Source organism: Paracoccus pacificus (genome assembly GCF_042680785.1).
In the GTDB taxonomy this organism is placed as follows: Bacteria; Pseudomonadota; Alphaproteobacteria; order Rhodobacterales; family Rhodobacteraceae; genus Paracoccus; species Paracoccus pacificus.
Window position 1 is genome coordinate 1 of the sequence record NZ_JBHUEN010000014.1, and the last position, 18,024, is coordinate 18,024.

Annotated in this window: 16 protein-coding genes; 9 read left to right on the forward strand and 7 right to left on the reverse strand. The window is 65.4% G+C overall.

Going from position 1 to position 18,024, the window contains the following annotated elements; translation table 11 throughout:
- Positions 1-365, forward strand: a 365-nt coding sequence (locus tag ACFSCT_RS05335) for a transposase (RefSeq protein WP_379140733.1), incomplete at its 5' end; no start/stop codon positions are given.
- A 121-nt stretch (positions 366-486) separates the two neighbouring features.
- On the opposite strand, the gene recJ is transcribed toward ACFSCT_RS05335, so the two are convergent.
- From recJ to ACFSCT_RS05350, 3 genes are read right to left on the reverse strand one after another with little or no spacing between them, the layout of a single operon-like run.
- Positions 487-2,253 carry a single-stranded-DNA-specific exonuclease RecJ gene (gene recJ, locus ACFSCT_RS05340; RefSeq protein WP_379140735.1) on the reverse strand — a complete coding sequence of 589 codons (1,767 nt, stop codon included), beginning with the start codon at positions 2,251-2,253 and terminating at the stop codon, positions 487-489.
- Positions 2,250-3,215, reverse strand: coding sequence for a class II fructose-bisphosphatase (gene glpX / locus ACFSCT_RS05345; RefSeq protein ID WP_379140736.1), 966 nt, complete (start codon positions 3,213-3,215; stop codon positions 2,250-2,252). The genes recJ and glpX overlap by 4 nt, the downstream gene beginning before the upstream one ends.
- A 48-nt stretch (positions 3,216-3,263) precedes the next feature.
- Positions 3,264-4,001, reverse strand: a complete 738-nt coding sequence (locus tag ACFSCT_RS05350; protein ID WP_379140738.1) for a ceramidase domain-containing protein — start codon at positions 3,999-4,001, stop codon at positions 3,264-3,266.
- 69 nt (positions 4,002-4,070) lie between these two features.
- Here ACFSCT_RS05350 and ACFSCT_RS05355 point away from each other — a divergent pair, with 69 nt between their 5' ends.
- The gene (locus tag ACFSCT_RS05355; RefSeq protein WP_379140740.1) at positions 4,071-4,676 is read left to right on the forward strand and encodes a hypothetical protein; all 606 of its coding nucleotides are present in this window, start codon (positions 4,071-4,073) and stop codon (positions 4,674-4,676) included.
- Positions 4,677-4,715: 39 nt separating this feature from the next.
- Here ACFSCT_RS05355 and ACFSCT_RS05360 read toward each other — a convergent pair whose 3' ends face one another.
- Together ACFSCT_RS05360 and ACFSCT_RS05365 are read right to left on the reverse strand one after the other, a co-directional pair.
- On the reverse strand, positions 4,716-6,014 hold the full coding sequence (locus tag ACFSCT_RS05360) for a homoserine dehydrogenase (protein WP_379140741.1): 1,299 nt from the start codon (positions 6,012-6,014) through the stop codon (positions 4,716-4,718).
- A gap of 109 nt (positions 6,015-6,123) precedes the next feature.
- Complete coding sequence (locus ACFSCT_RS05365; RefSeq protein ID WP_379140743.1) at positions 6,124-6,555, reverse strand: hypothetical protein; 432 nt, start codon at positions 6,553-6,555, stop codon at positions 6,124-6,126.
- A 157-nt stretch (positions 6,556-6,712) separates the two neighbouring features.
- Here ACFSCT_RS05365 and ACFSCT_RS05370 point away from each other — a divergent pair, with 157 nt between their 5' ends.
- The 4 genes from ACFSCT_RS05370 to ACFSCT_RS05385 all read left to right on the forward strand — a co-directional run bounded on the left by ACFSCT_RS05370 (position 6,713) and on the right by ACFSCT_RS05385 (position 11,892).
- Positions 6,713-7,330, forward strand: a complete 618-nt coding sequence (locus tag ACFSCT_RS05370; RefSeq protein WP_379140744.1) for a TetR/AcrR family transcriptional regulator — start codon at positions 6,713-6,715, stop codon at positions 7,328-7,330.
- Between the two features lie 94 nt (positions 7,331-7,424).
- Positions 7,425-9,353: a DNA primase gene (dnaG, locus tag ACFSCT_RS05375; RefSeq protein ID WP_379140745.1), complete on the forward strand. Its 1,929-nt coding sequence runs from the start codon at positions 7,425-7,427 to the stop codon at positions 9,351-9,353.
- Between the two features lie 147 nt (positions 9,354-9,500).
- Entirely contained in the window at positions 9,501-11,474 is a 1,974-nt protein-coding gene (gene rpoD, locus ACFSCT_RS05380) for an RNA polymerase sigma factor RpoD (protein ID WP_379140748.1), read from the forward strand.
- Positions 11,464-11,892: a BLUF domain-containing protein gene (locus ACFSCT_RS05385; protein ID WP_379140749.1), complete on the forward strand. Its 429-nt coding sequence runs from the start codon at positions 11,464-11,466 to the stop codon at positions 11,890-11,892. Before rpoD ends, ACFSCT_RS05385 begins: the two co-directional genes overlap by 11 nt.
- Before the next feature lie 113 nt (positions 11,893-12,005).
- Here ACFSCT_RS05385 and ACFSCT_RS05390 read toward each other — a convergent pair whose 3' ends face one another.
- Positions 12,006-12,554, reverse strand: coding sequence for an NADPH-dependent FMN reductase (locus tag ACFSCT_RS05390; RefSeq protein WP_379140751.1), 549 nt, complete (start codon positions 12,552-12,554; stop codon positions 12,006-12,008).
- A gap of 187 nt (positions 12,555-12,741) precedes the next feature.
- Here ACFSCT_RS05390 and ACFSCT_RS05395 point away from each other — a divergent pair, with 187 nt between their 5' ends.
- Positions 12,742-13,182 (forward strand): MerR family transcriptional regulator, encoded by a 441-nt coding sequence (locus ACFSCT_RS05395; protein WP_379140754.1) that lies wholly within the window; start codon positions 12,742-12,744, stop codon positions 13,180-13,182.
- A complete protein-coding gene (locus ACFSCT_RS05400) occupies positions 13,106-13,555 on the forward strand; it encodes a carboxymuconolactone decarboxylase family protein (RefSeq protein ID WP_379140756.1) in 450 nt (149 codons plus the stop codon). Before ACFSCT_RS05395 ends, ACFSCT_RS05400 begins: the two co-directional genes overlap by 77 nt.
- 83 nt (positions 13,556-13,638) lie before the next feature.
- Here the strand turns inward: ACFSCT_RS05400 and typA are convergent, their stop codons facing one another.
- Complete coding sequence (gene typA / locus ACFSCT_RS05405) at positions 13,639-15,459, reverse strand: translational GTPase TypA (RefSeq protein WP_379140759.1); 1,821 nt, start codon at positions 15,457-15,459, stop codon at positions 13,639-13,641.
- 178 nt (positions 15,460-15,637) lie between these two features.
- Here typA and ACFSCT_RS05410 point away from each other — a divergent pair, with 178 nt between their 5' ends.
- On the forward strand, positions 15,638-17,878 hold the full coding sequence (locus ACFSCT_RS05410) for a calcium-binding protein (RefSeq protein WP_379140761.1): 2,241 nt from the start codon (positions 15,638-15,640) through the stop codon (positions 17,876-17,878).
- The last annotated feature ends 146 nt before the right edge of the window (positions 17,879-18,024 follow it).

Sequence of the window (18,024 nt, forward strand, 5' to 3'; positions counted from 1 at the left end):
TCGACGCGCCATGTCTCTTTGATGGCCCGATCAACGGCGAAGCCTTCACGGCCTGGGTGACCCATAGCCTCGTGCCGAGCCTCTCTCCCGGAGATGTTGTCATCCTCGACAATCTCGGCAGCCACAAGGGACCGGCGGCACGCGCCGCGATCCGCGCGGCGGGGGCACACCTGCTCTTCCTGCCGCCCTACTCGCCGGACCTCAATCCCATCGAACAGGTCTTCGCCAAACTCAAGCATCTGCTGCGCAAAGCGGCAGCTCGAAGCCAGGACGCCGTCTCGAGCACAATCGCCGCAGCGCTCGGAACCTTCTCGGCCGACGAGTGCGCAAACTACCTCGTCAATTCAGGATACGCTTCCGTGTGATGCGATCACGCTCTAGAAACCGGCTGCGCTGCGGGTATTTTTGTCGACGGCGCCGGCAGGACGGCGGGCGACGTTATCCGGCCTGAGATAGCGCGGCCGCTTTCGCCGCCGCGCGGTATGGCTATGCCGGGGCGGCGTCGTCCAGACGCAGGCGCGCCCGGGCCCGGCCGCCCCAAGTCGAAAGCTCCAGCTTGCCGGCAAGGTGAAACCGCCGTCCCTTCGACGAAATGATCGCCGGGCCAAGGGGACTGTCCATTGCGCCGAAGGCCACGGCCTCGATCGGCTGGCCGCCGGCGCCGAATTTCAGCCGCAGGTGATTGTCGCCCATGACCGAGGCGCCCGACACCGCCACATCGGCAAAGGCAAAGCGCGGCGCGGGGGCGGCCTGACCAAAGGGGCCGGCATCATCAAGCTGCGCAAGCAGTTCGGGCGTCGCGGCGGCAGGCTCCAGCAAACCGGAAATCCGCAGATCGCCCACGCCGGTGCGCGCCGACATTTCGGGGGCGAGAAGTGCTGCCAGCCGCGCCATCGCGGCCTCGATCTTCGCCTCTGCCACGGTCAGCCCGGCCGCCATCGCGTGACCGCCGCCGCGCTCCAACAGACCTTCCTCGGCCAGCCGGTGCACGGCATGGCCCAGATCGACCCCGGCCACCGACCGGGCCGAGCCCTTGCCGACGCCGCCGTCGATCCCGATCACCACCGAGGGCAAACCGGTCGCTTCCTTCAGCCGCGCGGCGACGATGCCGACGACCCCCGCGTGCCAGCCCTGGGACGCGGCCCATGCCACGCCGGGCGCGACATCGCCCATGCGGGCGGTCCGGGCCTCGTGCTGGGCCAGGGCTTCGGTCCGCACGGCCGCCTCGATGGCGCGGCGGTCGCGGTTCAGTTCATCCAGCGCATGGGCCAGATTGCGTGCCTCGGTCGGGTCGCGGGTGGCAAGGCAGCGCGCGCCCAGATCGGATTTTCCGACCCGGCCGCCGGCATTGACGCGGGGGCCGATCAGGAACCCAAGGTGAAACGCCGCCGGCGGGGCGCTCAGGCCCGCCACATCGGCCAGCGCCGCCAGACCCGGCCGCTGCCGCTCGGCCATGATCCGCAGCCCCTGCCGCACGAATGCCCGGTTCAGCCCGATCAGCGGCGCCACGTCGGCGACCGTGGCCAGCGCCACCAGATCCAGCATCGGGATCAGATCGGGCGGTTTCACCCCCGCCTCGCGCAATTGCCGGTTCGCTTCGACCAGCACCATGAACACCACGCCCGCGGCGCAGAGATGGCCCAGATCGCTGCTGTCGTCCTGCCGGTTGGGGTTCACCACCGCGAAGGCATCGGGCAAGGTCTCGGCGGCAAGGTGGTGGTCCATCACCACCACATCGGTGCCCGGGGCGGTATTACGCGCGGCGGCGATGGGCTCGAAACTCAGCGTGCCGCAATCGACGCAGACGATCAGATCGTGATCCGCCGCCAGCGCCTGCATGGCCGGGACGTTCGGGCCATAGCCCTCGTCGATGCGGTCGGGGATATAGAGCGTGGCCTTGTGCCCCATGCCGCGCAGCCATTCCTGCACCAGCGCCGCTGATGAGCCGCCATCCACGTCATAATCCGCGAAAACGGCGATGCGCTGCCGGTCGCGGGCGGCCTGAACCAGCCGCGCCGCCGCCGCCCCGGCATCGCGCATGCCGCGCGGGTCGGGCATCAGGTCGCGCAGGCGCGGGTCGAGATATCCGGCGGCTTCGGCGGCGGGAACGCCCCGGGCGGCGAGGATGCGGGCGACGGGCAGGGGCAGGCCGGCTTCGCGCGCCAGCCCCTCGGCCAGCCGTTCGATAGCCGCGTCCGGGCCGACCCAGCGCCGCCCGGTCAGCGATTCCTCGACCCCCAGAAAAGCCGTCACTTGATCGGGTTGCGGTAGATCATCCGGCGCACCGATCCGGTTTTCGACCGCATCAGGATGGTTTCGGTCTGAAGGAACCCGGGCTCGCGCTTGACGCCCGCCACGATCGAGCCGTTGGTGACGCCGGTCGCGGCGAAGATCACGTCGGCGGTCACCAGATCGTCGCGCGAATAGATGCGGTTCAGATCGGTGATACCGGCCTTGCGGGCGCGGGATTTTTCGTCCTCGTTGCGGAAGATCAGCCGGCCCCACATCTGGCCGCCCATGCATTTCAGAGCCGAGGCCGCCAGCACGCCTTCGGGTGCGCCGCCTGAGCCCATATACATGTCGATGCCGGTCAGTTCGGCCTCGGCGGTGTGGATGACGCCCGCCACGTCGCCGTCGGTGATCAGCCGGATCGCGGCGCCGGTGGCACGCACCTCGGCGATCATATCCTCGTGCCGGGGACGTTCGAGGATGCAGACGGTGATGTCGCTTTCCTTCACGCCGCGCGCGGCGGCCAGCGCACGCACCCGCTCGGCCGGGGTCATGTCCAGACTGACCACGTCCTTTTCATAGCCCGGCCCGATGGCGAGCTTGTCCATGTAGACATCCGGGGCATGCAGCAGCGTGCCGCGCGGCGCCATGGCGATCACGGTCAGCGCGTTCGGCATGTCCTTGGCGGTCAGCGTCGTGCCCTCAAGCGGGTCAAGCGCGATGTCCACTTCGGGGCCGTCGCCGGTGCCGACCTCTTCGCCGATGAACAGCATCGGGGCCTCGTCCCGTTCCCCTTCGCCGATGACGACGACGCCCTTGATATCCAGAAGATTCAACTGGTTGCGCATGGCGTTGACGGCGGCCTGATCGGCGGCCTTCTCATCGCCGCGCCCGATCAAATTCGCCGAGGCGTGCGCCGCCGCCTCGCTTACCCGGGCAAGGCCCAATGACAACATGCGATCGTTGAAATCCGATTTTCCGGTCATGGCCTGCTCCTGTCAGATAGTGTTGGGTTGGCTTCTACGGCGGCTGACCTACCGGGGCAAGGGGGCGCCCGCGCCGCGACCGGCGGCTGGGGCGCTTCGGATCAGGATTTGCAGCACAAGGCCGATCATGAAGCCGTTCAGCAGGTGCCAGATCCAGTGCAGGCCCAGCGGGAAAGCGGTGCAGAGATCGCGGTCAAAGGTCCGCGCGGTCAGCGACAGCAGGAACACCAGCCCCGCCCCCGCAACCCACCAGCGCAACGGATGGTGCCGCCAGAAGGCGATGATGGTGAAAATGATAAAGGCGACGACCGCCGGCGCATATTGCCCCGAGCCGTTCAGCGGATCGGGTCCGCGCGGCACATCGGCGGCGGGCGTGGTTTCGGGCGCAGTTTCGGGTGCGGCAAGCCGCCACACGGTCAAAACCGCGATCAGCGCCAGCGCGCCGGCCGCAACGATACCGGGCCGCACCCCGCCGAGCCGCGACAAGGCCACAAAGCAGTAAAGCGCCACAAAGCTCCAGATCGGGATGGTATCGGCGTAGGACGCCCAGACCTGCGCGAATGTATGGAACAGGAACGAGCCGATGCCGATGGTGAAGGCAAGCGCGATCAGCACCCAGACCAGCGGGTTGGATTCGTCGCGGCGCCGTGCCTCGCGCCAGCCCCAGATCGCGGCGGCGATGAAGGACATGTTGCTGATCGCATTGGCCGGTTCCGCCCAGAATGCCGGGCCAAGGCGTTCGCAGTAGATATCGACCGGCGCGGTCAGGGAAAGAAGCGGCAGCATGGCGCGATCTTGACGGGGCACGGCGATTCCCGCAAGCGGGTCCGACGCGGACGACATGGGGTGTCGGTCATGAGCAATTTCGGTATCGCCAATCTCGCCGCGGTCCTTTCGGTTGGCTGCTATGCGGTCGCGATCGCCTGCCTGATCGGGTTGGAGGCGCCCTTGGACATGCGCACGCGGCTGGGCGGCGCGGTCAGCGACCACGCCAACGGGCCGCGACCCGGGTTGTTTCTGGGCTATGCGCTGGCCGGTATGGGCGGGGCGGCTGGTCTTGCTCTGGCCGAGGCGGCAAGCGGGCTGTTTCCGTTCTGGGCGTGGGCGAGCCTGGCCGCGATGGCGGTCTTGCGGATCGGCATCGTCGCGTTTCGCACCGGCGACGGATCCGAGACGCGGGCCGCCGAATCCCGCCTGCATCTGGTCTTTGCCGTCCTTACCTTCGCGCTGGCCTATCGGGCGGTCTCGGCGGGAACCCCGGCGGCGCGTGCGATCTTTGGCGCAAATGCGGGCAGTCTGTTGGCGGCGCTGGACTGGGTCGCCACGGCTGCGCTTTTCGGCGTGGTCGCGTGCTTGCTGATCGCACCGCTCAGGCGATGGTTCGGGCTGGCCGAGCGGGCGTTTCTGTTTTCGACCTTGCTGTGGTTCGCTTTGGTCGCGCTGTGCCTGACCACGATCTAGAGGACGGAATCCGGGGCGCGCGCGCGCACCCTGTCGCGCCTAGACTTCTTCGATCCGCAGCTCCACCGGCTCGCCGACGATGACGCCGGTTTTCGGCAATTCGGCGATGGCGTGATCGACGGCTTCGGGGGTGGTCTTGTGGGTCACGATCAGAACCGGGGCGGTGCCGTCGCCATGGCCATATTGCCGCATCCGGTCGATCGAGATACCGGCGTCGCCAAGGACCGAGGCGACCTTGGCCAGCGCGCCCGGTTTGTCGGCCAGATGCAGCCGGATGTAATAGGCGGCGGGCACGGCGGTGCGGGCCGCCTGCGCCCGGGCAAGCCCCGAGGCGGGCTGACCGAAGGTCGGCAGCCGTACCCCACGCGCGATTTCCACCACATCGGACATCACCGCGCTGGCGGTCGGGCCTTCGCCGGCACCCGCGCCGCGCAGAACGATCTGGCCCACGGCATCGCCCTCGACCACCACCATGTTTGTTCCGCCCTGCAACTGCCCCAGCGGGCTGTCGGCGGGGACCAGACAGGGCGACATGCGCTGTTCCAGCCCGCGCGCGGTCATCTGCGCCACGCCTAGCAGCTTGATCTTATAACCCATGTCGGCGGCGCGGTTGATGTCGTCGATGCTGACCCGCTCGATCCCCTCGATCTCGACGGCGTCGAAATTCATCTCGGTCCCGAAGGCGATGGCGGAAAGGATGGCCAGCTTGTGCCCGGCGTCGATGCCGCCCACGTCAAGGGTCGGATCGGCCTCGAGATAGCCAAGCTGGCGGGCTTCCTCGAACACCGTCTCATAGGGCAGGCCGGCGGATTCCATCCGGGTCAGGATATAGTTGCAGGTGCCGTTCATCACCCCCATGACGCGGCGGATGGCGTTGCCGGCCAGCGACTCGGTCATGGTCTTGATCACCGGTATGCCGCCGGCGACGGCGGCCTCGAAGCGGATGACGCGACCGTTATCCTCGGCCAGACGGGCGAGTTCATGGCCATGATGGGCCAAAAGCGCCTTGTTGGCGGTGATCACGTCCTTGCCCGCGCGCAGCGCCGCCTCGGTCGCCTCGCGCGCCGCGCCCTCATGACCGCCCATCAACTCGACGAAAACGTCGATCTCGTCGCTTTGGGCAAGGGCAAGAGGGTCCGCCGCCCAGTGATAGGACGACAGATCGACATCGCGGTTCTTCAGCTTGTCGCGGGCGGTGACGGCGGTGATGGCGATGGGACGTCCCGACCGCGCGGCCAACAGGTCGGCGTGGCGCTGGATGATCTTAACCACGCCGGCGCCGACGGTGCCCAGCCCGGCGATGCCAAGGCGTAGCGGTTGGGTGTCGGCGGCGGTCATGGGAAGCCTCATCTGCTGGTCGTAAGTCCTTCTGCGCCCCGCGTGTTAGCGTAAGCTCCGCCGCCATGCAACGCGGCTGCGGTGGTGGGCGATCATCGGGGTCGGGGTGTTATTGGGTTGTCGGCGGGCTGGACGCGGTGCCGGTCTGGGCGCCGGTCTGGGCGCCGGTCTGGGCGGCAGCGTTGCGCGCGGCCTCGGCTGCGGCCTCGGCTGCGGCTTGGGCGGCCGCCTGGGCGGCGCGCATGCGGCGCAAGGTCGCCGCGTCGATCACCGGCCCCTCGACGGCGCGCGCCCGGGCTTCGGCCGCAGCGGCGCGGGCCCGCATCTCGGCCTCGACGGCGGCGGGGTCGGCCACCGCCTCGGCCGCATGGGCGGGCATGGCGGGCGGTGCCAGCAACTGTTCCATCGGCACAAGGCGCGGATAGGCGGCGTCATCGGCTGCCGTGCAACCCGTCAGCGACAGAGCCGCGCCGGCGGCCGCAAGGACGCAGACGGACAGCGGCAGGCTGGGGCGGTGCTGAGGGCGGCGTCGAGGTTGCATGGGGTCCGGCATGGCATTGGGGTCGCGCGAAGTCTAGGGCCGGGCAGGGGCGCCGACAAGCGCGGCTTTTGTATCCCGCGCGCGTGGCCCCCGCACTTGTGTATCGGCGCCATCACCACGCTTGCCACAACGACGCCCCGCGCCTATTCAGGGGGGCATGGCCAGAACCCCGGGATCACGCGCGGAAACCACCGCATCGGCATTGCGGCGCGAGGCGCTGCGCCTGATCGCGCGGCACGGTTACGCGGCGGTCTCGATGCGCCAGATCGCGGCGGCGGTGGGCGTGCAGGTGGGGGCGCTTTACGCCTATACGCCGGACAAGCAATCGCTGCTGTACGATCTGCTGGCCAGCCATATGCAGGCTTTGCTGGCCGCCTGGGCCGAGGCCGACGATCCCGCCGCAACCGCCGATGACCGGCTGGAGCGGTTCGTCCGGCTTCACCTGCGCTTCAACCTCGCCCGGCCCGAGGCGGTGTTCCTCTCCTATATGGAATTGCGCAACCTGACCCCGGACAACTTCGCCCGGATCGAGGCGATGCGGCGCAGCTATGAAGACGGGTTGACCGCGATCCTGACCCAAGGCCAGGCCGAGGGCAGCATGCGGCACGGCGATGTCCGGCTGACCGGCATGGCGATCATCGCCATGCTGACCGGCGCCAACACCTGGTACCGCGAGGGCGGCCGGCTGGACCGCGCCCAGATCGAACAGGAATATCTGACGCTGGTCCGGGGCGCGGTCGGGATCCCGGCCGGGGCCTTGGCCGGTCAAGCGTGATCCGTGCGGGCCGGGCAGCGGACGCAGGGGAAGGTTGTCGGCGGATGCGGTGCGGGGGGTTTATTTCGGACCCGTAAAGCCCGATATTCCGGGCATGAGCCTGCCCCCCGGATTCCTTGACGAGTTGCGCGACCGCGTTCCGATCTCTCGGATCGTGGGGCGCAAGGTGACCTGGGATCTGCGCAAGTCCAATCAGGGCAAGGGCGACTGGTGGGCGCCGTGCCCGTTCCATCACGAAAAGACCGCATCCTTCCATGTCGATGATCAAAAAGGCTTTTTTTACTGTTTCGGCTGTCAGGCCAAGGGCGACGCGCTGAGCTTTCTGCGCGAGGCCGAGGGGCTTGGGTTCATGGAAGCGGTCGAGGTCATGGCATCCGAGGCCGGGCTGCAGATGCCCGAGCGTGATCCGCGTGCGCAAGAGCGAAGCGACCGTCGCACCCAGCTTGTGGATGTGATGGAGGCTGCTGTCCGCCATTTCCGCCTTCAGCTTCAGACCGGCCCGGCGGGGGCGGCGCGCGAATATCTGGAACGGCGGGGGCTGGATGCCGCGACGCTTGAGCGGTTCGAGATCGGCTTTGCCCCGGATCAGCGCGGCCATATGACGGCGGCGCTGAAGGCCAAGGGTATTTCGGACGCGCAGCTTGTCGAAACCGGGCTTGCGATCAGGCCGGATGACGGCGGCGCGATATATGATCGCTTTCGCGGCCGGATCATGTTTCCGATCCGCGACGCGCGCGGCCGCGCCATCGCCTTCGGTGGCCGCGCCATGGACCCGAATGCCCGGGCCAAATATCTGAACAGCCCGGAAACCCCTTTGTTCGACAAGGGCCGCAACCTTTACAACCTCGGCCCGGCACGCGCCGCCGTCGGCAAGGGTGCGCCCCTGCTGGTGGCCGAGGGCTATATGGACGTGATCGCGCTGGCCCGTGCCGGGTTCGAGGGCGCTGTTGCCCCCTTGGGCACGGCGATCACCGAGGAACAGTTGCGCCTGATGTGGCGGGTCGCGCCAGAACCGGTGATCGCGCTTGACGGCGATGCGGCGGGCCTGCGCGCGGCGATGCGGCTGATCGACCTTGCCATGCCGATGATCGGCCCCGGGCAGGCGCTGCGCTTTGCGCTTTTGCCGGCCGGTCAGGACCCCGACGACCTGATCCGCACCGAGGGGCCGGGCGCGATGGCGCGCATTCTGGATGCCGCGCGGCCCATGGTCGATCTGCTCTGGCGGCGCGAGACCGAGGGGCGCGATTTCGACAGCCCCGAGCGTAAGGCGGCGCTGGACAAGACGCTACGCGAAACCATCGCGCGGATCGAAGACAAGTCCACCCGCGACCACTACACGACTGAAATACGCCGCCTGCGGTGGGAGCTGTTCGGTGGTCGTAAGGGCGCCGGGCGGTTAAGTTCGTGGGGCACCCAAAAGGGCGGGTCCGATGCCGAAGGCGCGCGTAGGGGCGGCCGTTCGGCGTTGAAGTCTGCGTCTGCGCCAGCGCGCGCTTCGGTCTTTGTTGCTGGCGATCCGGGTGAACCAATGCTCGAGGCGATGGTGTTGGCGATCTGCGCGCGCTATCCCGAACTCGTGCCGCAGGTCTGTTCGCGGCTGGAACGGTTGGAGCCTGTTGATCTGGATCGCGCGGCCTTGGTCCATGACCTATTGGCCGGCGCGCCGATCTCGGAAGCAGGGCGCGCGGCCCTTGAAACCATCCTGTCGGACGCCCATGTCCGCACGATCCCCCCGTTGCGCCACGCCGGCGATGCCGCGAAAACCGCGATCATTCTGGGCAATGCGCTGGATCGGCTTGAATCCTTTCGCGCCGCCCGCGCCGAAATCGCCCGCGCCGAGGCCGAGATCGCCGGTCTGGCCGATGAGGGGCTGACGTGGCGCGTGGGGCAGCTTGCCCGGGCCCGCGACCGCGCCGACCATCCACCGATGGAGGACACCAGCGATCTGGGCGAAAACCGAAGTGAACTGTCCCGGGAAATGGCCCGGCTGAAAGAAGAATTTACGCAAAAGACCCGAAGTTAAGGGCCGGTGGCTTTCGTCTTTTGCGAATCACCCGGCGAATCACGCGAATCGCGGCCTTTGATTCGCCCGGATGATTCGATATGAGACGTGAACGGTCCCCGTGCGATTCGCGCCCGATAAAGCAAACCCTGAAATCAGGACATAACAATGGCAGCCAAGGACGACGACGACCAAAAGCCCGACACCCAAAGTGACGATCATTCGCTGGATGTCAGCCAGGCCGCCGTCAAACGCATGATCGCCGAGGCGCGTGAGCGTGGTTATATCACCTATGACCAGTTGAACGCCGTTCTTCCGCCCGAGCAGGTCAGCAGCGAACAGATCGAAGACGTCATGTCGATGCTGTCCGAAATGGGCATCAACGTGATCGAGGACGAAGAGGCCGAGGAAGGCCAGACCGGGGGCGAGGTCGTGCCGGTCTCGAACTCGCGCGAGGTCGCTGTCGCGACCACGCAATCGGAAACGCTGGACCGCACCGACGACCCGGTGCGGATGTATCTGCGCGAAATGGGCTCGGTCGAGCTTCTGTCGCGCGAGGGCGAGATCGCCATCGCCAAGCGCATCGAGGCCGGCCGCAACACCATGATCGCGGGGCTTTGCGAAAGCCCGCTGACCTTCAAGGCCATCACCATGTGGCGGCAGGAGCTTCTGAACGAAGACATCCTTCTGCGCGACGTGATCGACCTTGAGGCGACCTTTGGACAGTCGCTGGAAGATGACGACGAAGAAGAACTGACCGAAGAGGCGCCCCGCGCCGGTAATGCCGGCGCAACCGGCGCGCGTGAGACCGAGGTCGATGCCGACGGCAATCCCATGGGCAGCGATGACGATGAGGATGACGACGGTCAGAACCTGTCGCTGGCCGCCATGGAAGCCAGCCTGAAACCCAAGGTTCTGGAAACGCTGGAAATCATCGCGCGCGATTACGAAACGCTGGCGCATATGCAGGACCAGCGGATGTCGGCGACGCTGAACGAGGATGCGAGTTTCACCGGCACCGAGGAAATCGCCTATCAGAAACTGCGCGCCGAGATCGTGGCGCTGGTGAACGAACTGCATCTCCACAACAACCGCATCGAGGCACTGGTCGACCAGATCTATGGCATCAACCGCTCAATTGTGACCATCGATTCCGGCATGGTGAAGCTTGCCGACGCGGCGCGCATCAACCGGCGCGAGTTCATTGACGCCTATCGCGGCGCCGAGCTTGATCCCGGCTGGGTCGACCGCATGCGCGAGAACAAGGGCCGTGGCTGGCAGGCGTTGTTCGAACGCAACCTGCAGGGCGTCGAAAAGCTGCGCTACGACATGGCCCGGATCGGCCAGCATGTCGGCGTCGATATCGAGGAATTCCGCCGCATCGTGAACCAGGTGCAGCGCGGCGAGAAAGAGGCCCGTCAGGCCAAGAAGGAAATGGTCGAGGCGAACCTGCGTCTGGTCATCTCGATCGCCAAGAAATACACCAACCGCGGCCTGCAATTCCTTGATCTCATTCAGGAAGGCAATATCGGTCTGATGAAGGCCGTCGACAAGTTCGAGTATCGGCGCGGCTATAAATTCTCGACCTATGCGACATGGTGGATCCGGCAGGCGATTACGCGGTCCATCGCCGATCAGGCCCGCACGATCCGCATCCCGGTCCATATGATCGAGACGATCAACAAGCTGGTCCGCACCGGCCGTCAGATGCTGCACGAAATCGGCCGCGAACCGACGCCGGAAGAACTGGCCGAGAAACTCCAGATGCCGCTGGAAAAGGTTCGCAAGGTGATGAAAATCGCCAAGGAACCGATCAGCCTTGAAACTCCGATCGGGGACGAGGAGGACAGCCAGCTTGGCGATTTCATCGAGGACAAGAACGCGGTCCTGCCGCTGGATTCGGCCATTCAGGAAAACCTGAAGGAAACCACCACCCGGGTTCTGGCCAGCCTGACCCCGCGCGAAGAACGGGTTCTGCGGATGCGTTTCGGCATCGGCATGAACACCGACCACACGCTGGAGGAAGTGGGCCAGCAGTTCAGCGTCACCCGCGAACGTATTCGCCAGATCGAGGCCAAGGCACTCCGCAAGCTTAAGCACCCGTCGCGGAGCAGAAAGCTGCGGTCCTTCCTTGACCAATGAGCTGACGACCGAATTCGTTCTGTACCACAGCACCGCGACCGGCCAAGGCTGCGCCGATTGTCATGACATATTGCGCGAAGCGCGTGCGCGAAATGCGCGGCTGCACCTGACCGGCTATCTTCATCAGGAGGATGGCCGGTATTACCAATGGCTGGAAGGCCCGGCCGCCGAACTGGCCGAGGTGATGGCCCTGATCCTAAGCGATCCGCGTCACCGCGACGTGCATTATCTGCGCAGCGGCGCCCAGGCCGAACGCAAATTCGGCGGTTGGGCGATGTGCTTTGGCCTGACATCGGCCGGGTCGTTCTTTGACTGGGTGGCGGAATATGGAACCTCGCTGCGGAGCGAGGAGAAATTCGCCGATGCACTGCTGAAATTCATGTTGAGCGATGCGGTCCGGCAATCCGCCCGGGCATAGGAAGCGGGCCTGAGACGCGAGCCTGATGCGCGGACCGCACCCGCGCGTGCAGCCGCATGACGCAGGCGACCCGGCCGGAGGAGAGCGGAACGGCCGGGGTCTGGGGGATACGCTCAGCCGCCGTGCCGTTCGATCCAGTTGGCGAAACTGTCGAGATAGCCTTCCAGAAATTTCTTGGTCTCGGCGTTGGTGATTTGATGATCGGCGCTGAAACTTTCCGGTTTCCACTGAATATAGGCCTCGGGCATCTGCATGACGATGGTGCCGGCGACCAGCAGTTGCAGGCGCAGGTGGTTCTGCCCGATGGCGGTGCCGATCTGACCCAGCGAGGTGCCGATCACCGCTGACGGCTTGCCGATCCAGACGTTCTGACCATAGGGGCGGGTGGCCCAGTCGACCGCGTCCTTCAGGATGGACGAGAAATTGCGGTTGTATTCGGGAGTCACGAACAGCACCCCGTCCGCATCCGTCACCTGCTGCTTCAGGGTCGTGACCGAAGCCGGAGGATTTTCCCAAAGATCGTCGTTGTAATGCGGCAGGTCGGCCAGCTCGACCCAGTTGAATTTCAGCTTGCCCTCGGCCAGCTTTTCAAGTGCCTGCGCGAGTTTCCGGTTCAAAGACTCCTTGCGAAGCGAGCCGACGAATACGGCGATGGTCTTCATTGCAATCTCCTTGTCCAGTCTGGCGTCCGGTCCGGCGAACGCCGATGCCCCACAGATCGCATTCTGTCCCGGCAAGGGCAACAGCGGCAAAAGGATTAGGGCATCGGGCATCCGATCGGATTTCCGCTTGACCTTGAGCGCGCTCTAACAGGTAGCTTCCCTGACGTCGTGACGAGAAGCGGGTGACATGAAGATCGGTGAGCTTTCCAGACGCTGCGGCCTGTCCGCCCATACGCTTCGCTATTACGAGCGGATCGGCCTGCTGCCGCGCGTGGATCGCGACGGATCGGGGCTGCGGGATTATGACGCCTCAATCCTGACATGGATCGCGTTCCTTGGCCGGTTGAAGACCACCGGCATGCCGATACGCGAAATGCTGCGCTATGCCGCCCTGCGCGATCAGGGACCCGATACCGGGCCGGCGCGCCGCGCCTTGCTGGAAGCGCATCGCGATCAGGTCCGCGCCCGGCTGGCCGAGCTTCACGCCTGCTTTCTCGTCCTCGACGCCAAGATCGGCGGCTATGCCGGTCAGGAAGAAAGGATCGAAGACCATGAACCAGAGCAATCAGAACGGCGCCCATCAAAACTGCGACGAAACCCGTCTGGAACGCGGACGCCGGGCGCTTGACGCCATCGACGGCGCGGCCGGTCGGAACGTCGTCGACGCATTGGCCGGGATCGCCCCGGATTTCGCCACCTACCTGTTCGAATTCCCGTTCGGCGACATCTACAGCCGTCCCGGCCTGTCGCTGCGAGACCGCGAGATCGCGACGATTGCCGCGTTGGCGGCGATGGGCAACGCCCAGCCGCAACTGAAAGTGCATATCAAAGCGGGGCTGAACGTCGGGCTTTCCCGGGCAGAGATCACCGAGATCCTTATGCAGATGGCCGTCTATGCCGGGTTTCCGGCGGCGCTGAACGGACTATTCGCCGCGAAAGAGGTTTTTGCCGCCCGCCCTGACAACGCCCGGCCCAATGATGCCCGCTCCATTGATGCCTGACCGGCCAGCCGGTTGACCGGAAAGAAGAAGCCCGGCTCCTGCCATCGCAGGAGCCGGCTTCGTCGTTCGGCGAAAGGTCGGGCTCAGCCTTCGGCGCGGGCCTGACGCTTGCGTTCATGCGGATCGAGATAGCGTTTGCGCAGGCGGATGTTCTTGGGCGTGACCTCGACCAACTCGTCATCGTCGATATAGCTGATCGCCTCTTCCAGCGACATGCGGACCGGCGGTGTCAGGCGCACCGCCTCGTCCGTGCCCGAGGCGCGGACGTTGGTCAGCTTCTTGCCCTTCAGCGGGTTCACCTCAAGATCGTTGTCGCGGCTGTGTTCGCCGATGATCATGCCCTGATAGACCTGCTCCTGCGCGCCGATGAACATCTTGCCGCGCTCTTCCAGATTCCACAGCGCATAGGCCACCGAAACGCCGTCCTCCATCGAGATCAGCACGCCCTGACGGCGGCCCTGAATCGGGCCCTTGTAAGGCGACCAGCCGTGGAAGATGCGGTTCAGCACGCCGTTGCCGCGGGTGTCGGTCATGAATTCGCCATGATAGCCGATCAACCCGCGCGAGGGCACATGCGCGATCATCCGGGTCTTGCCGTGGCCCGCGGGGCGCATCTCGACCAGATCGCCTTTGCGGGCGCCGGTCAGCTTGTCGATGACGACGCCGGTATAATCGTCGTCAACGTCGATGATGACTTCCTCGATCGGCTCCAGCCGCTCGCCGTTCTCCTCGCGGAAAATGACGCGGGGGCGCGAGATCGACAGTTCGAACCCCTCGCGGCGCATGTTCTCGATCAGCACGCCCATCTGCAGTTCGCCGCGGCCCGAGACCACGAAAGCCTCGCCGCCGGGGGTGTCGGCGACCTTGATGGCGACGTTAGACTCGGCCTCTTTCATCAGCCGCTCGCGGATCACGCGGGACTGGACCTTGGTGCCGTCGCGCCCGGCCAGCGGGCTGTCGTTAATACCAAAGGTGACGCTGATCGTCGGCGGGTCGATCGGTTGGGCGGGGATGGCCTGTTCCACCTCGGGCGCGCAGATCGTATCGGCGACGGTGGCTTTCGACATCCCGGCAAGGCTGACGATGTCGCCGGCTTCGGCCACGTCGATGGCGGTCTGGTTCAGCCCCCGGAAGGCCAGCACTTTCGAGATGCGGAACTGCTCGACCCGCTCGCCGTCGCGGTTCAGCACCTTGACCGTATCGCCGGCCCTTGCGCGGCCGGCCTCGACCCGGCCGGTCAGCATGCGGCCGATGAACGGGTCCGCGCCCAGCGTCGTCGCCAGCATCTGGAACGGCTCGTCGGCGCGGGCGATCTGCGCCGGCGGCGGCACATGGCGCAGGATCAGGTCGAACAGCGCCGACAGGTCCTTGCGCGGCCCGTCCAGCGTCTCATCGGCCCAGCCGCCGATGCCCGAGGCGTAGACATGCGGGAAATCAAGCTGCTCGTCGCTGGCGCCAAGGTTCGCGAACAGGTCAAAGACGTCGTTCAGCGCCTGATCGGGCTCGGCCGCCGGCTTGTCGACCTTGTTCAGCACCACGATCGGCCGCAGCCCAAGCGCCAATGCCTTCGAGGTCACGAATTTCGTCTGCGGCATCGGCCCTTCGGCGGCATCGACCAGCAGGCAGACACCATCAACCATCGACAGGATGCGCTCGACCTCGCCGCCGAAATCGGCGTGGCCGGGGGTGTCGACGATATTGATCCGCGTGCCCTTCCACTCGACCGAGGTCGCCTTGGCCAGAATGGTGATGCCACGCTCGCGTTCGATGTCGTTGCTGTCCATGGCGCGCTCGGCCACGGCCTGATTTTCGCGAAAGCTGCCCGACTGCTGCAACAGCTTGTCGACCAGCGTCGTCTTGCCATGGTCAACGTGAGCGATGATCGCGATATTGCGGATATCCATTCGGGGCCGTCCTGTTCCGGGGTCGGGCGTGCCCTAACGCAGCCATGGCGGAATTGCTAGAAGAAATCCTGCCGCGCGGCTGGACATTTCGCCGGGGGCCTTGCAACCTGCGGACGGTTGGCGGCGGGAGGCGTCCCCCGAGGCCGTTAGAAGTGTTTGTTTTAACAGGGTACAAAAGATGGCCACGATCCCCGGCACAGCCAATAACGATCTGATCTACGGCACCAGCGGCGACGACCTGATTACCGGGCTGGGCGGCGTGCGTGACACGCTGTATGGAGGTATGGGCCGGGATACCATCGACGGCGGCGATGGCATGGACACAATCTTCGGCGATTTCGGCTATTATGGCGGGTATGGTGATCCCGATACGCTGCTGGGCGGCGCCGGCGGTGACTATCTTTACGATTACTCGGACGGCAACCTGTTCGACGGTGGCGCCGATGATGACACAATCTATGCCTATGGGTCGAATTCGACCATCCGCGGCGGTCTTGGCGACGACAGCATCTATGATTACGGCGGTCGCAACATAATCAACGGCGGTGAGGACAGCGACTTCTACTATATCTATGCCGGCGGGTCGACGATCAACGGCGGCGGCGGTGCCGACAAACTTGTGGTGGTAATGCCGGAAGGTGATGTGGTGCTCGACACGCGCGAAGGCCTTTGGGGCGCGCCGGTTGCCGGCGCGATCATGACAAGCAATATCCGTCGCCTCAGCGTCTCCGCGGGTAATTCCACCATTCTCGGCGGCAATTCAAACCATGTCGTGAATATTTCGGACGTGGGATCCGACCGCGTCATCCTCGGCGCGGGTCGAGATCAAGTCGCAGAGATGAGGGGTGTCGCTAATCGTCGGGGTAACGATTATATCTCGACCGGCGCCGGCGATGACGAAATCAGGGTGACCAGCGGGCGCGACACGATTCTTGCGGGTGCCGGGGACGACGAAGTCACCGTCTGGATCGACGATGTCGATGCCGTTCTCGATGGCGGAGAGGGGCGCGATATTCTGGAGATCGGCCAGCCGTCCGGCAATGATCTGACGCTCGACATCCGCAGCACGGGAAGTCCGATTGCCGGGGCGCTGCGGGCTACCGGCTTCGAAGAAATCGGGCAAAGATATCAGGATGGCGGGCTGCTCCGGATAATCGGCGGCCCCGAAGATACGACAATCCGGCTGGATGCATCCAACGCCTTTCTGGATCTGGGCAACGGCAGGCATGAGATAGACGGCGCGGGGGCAGAGGTGCGCGGCAGAACCGGAACTGGAAGCGATCGTCTGATCGCAAGCCTGTCGGTGGTCGACCTGTCTCTGGGCGCGGGCAATGATTATGCAGAACTGACGGACAGCATCGGCCGCGTGGATGCCGGAACGGGTAACGACAGGTTCAGCATCTTGTGGGTAAGAGGGGCCAACGATGCGCCCTTGTTGACCCAGGCGTTTGGCGGCGAAGGCAATGACGTTTTCAGAGCCATCAACACGGCGCAGTTGGTGCCCCGGCAGGTGGTTCTGGACGGCGGCGCGGGTGATGACAGCTTTGCCAGCACCGGTTGGAGTGCGAAGATGCTGGGCGGCGCCGGCAATGACGCAATGATCGGGTCCAACCAGAACGACATATTGGTCGGCGGCGCCGGCAATGACGTGATGGATGGTCGCGGCGGCATCGATCGGGCGGTTTTTCTGACCAACGCCTCGGTTCAGGTCGATCTGAACCAAAGCCAGCAGAACACCGGCGAGGGGATCGACAGCCTGATCGGCATCGAGAACGTCCAGACCGCGAACGGCAATGATTACATCAGGGGCAGCGCGGGCGCGAACCTGATCGTCACCGCCGGCGGCAACGACCGTCTGGAAGGGTTGGCGGGCAATGACATTCTGGATGGCGGGGCCGGGGTCGATACCGCATTTTACCTCGCCAATGTCCAACATATCATCAGTCTTGCCGCGGATGGACCTCAGAACACCGGCGAGGGGGTGGATGTTCTGCGCAACGTCGAGAACCTTCAATTCGGAAACGGCAATGACCGGGGGACGGGAAGTGCGGCGGCCAATATGATCGCCGGGAACTGGGGCAATGACACGCTTTCCGGCGGTGGTGGTAACGATACGCTGTATGGCGGCGGCGACCGGGATTCGCTGGACGGAGGCACGGGCAACGACGTGTTGTGGGGCGGTGCCGCCGCCGACAGTTTTGTGTTCCGGCGGGGCAGCGGTCACGACCTCCTGGCCGATTTTCAGGACAATGTAGACACGATCGTCACGAACTATTCGGCGGCGCAGGTAAGTGCGGCGGTGCAGAATGCCAGCTATAGCGCGCAGGGCGCCGTCCTGAGTTTCGCGGGCGGTGACCAGTGGATCCTGAAAGGCGTTTCGGACGCCCGCATCATCCTGGACGATATCACCTATATGTAATCAGCCACGCAAAAACCGTGCACGGGCGCAGGGCGGCACGGTTCCATTCAGCATATACAAGGTTCTAAGTTATGGGCGCCTCTAAAAATTGCAGCAATGCGGCGGTCGGGGTATGACGCGGGAGGCGTTCGACGGTAGGGGCATGG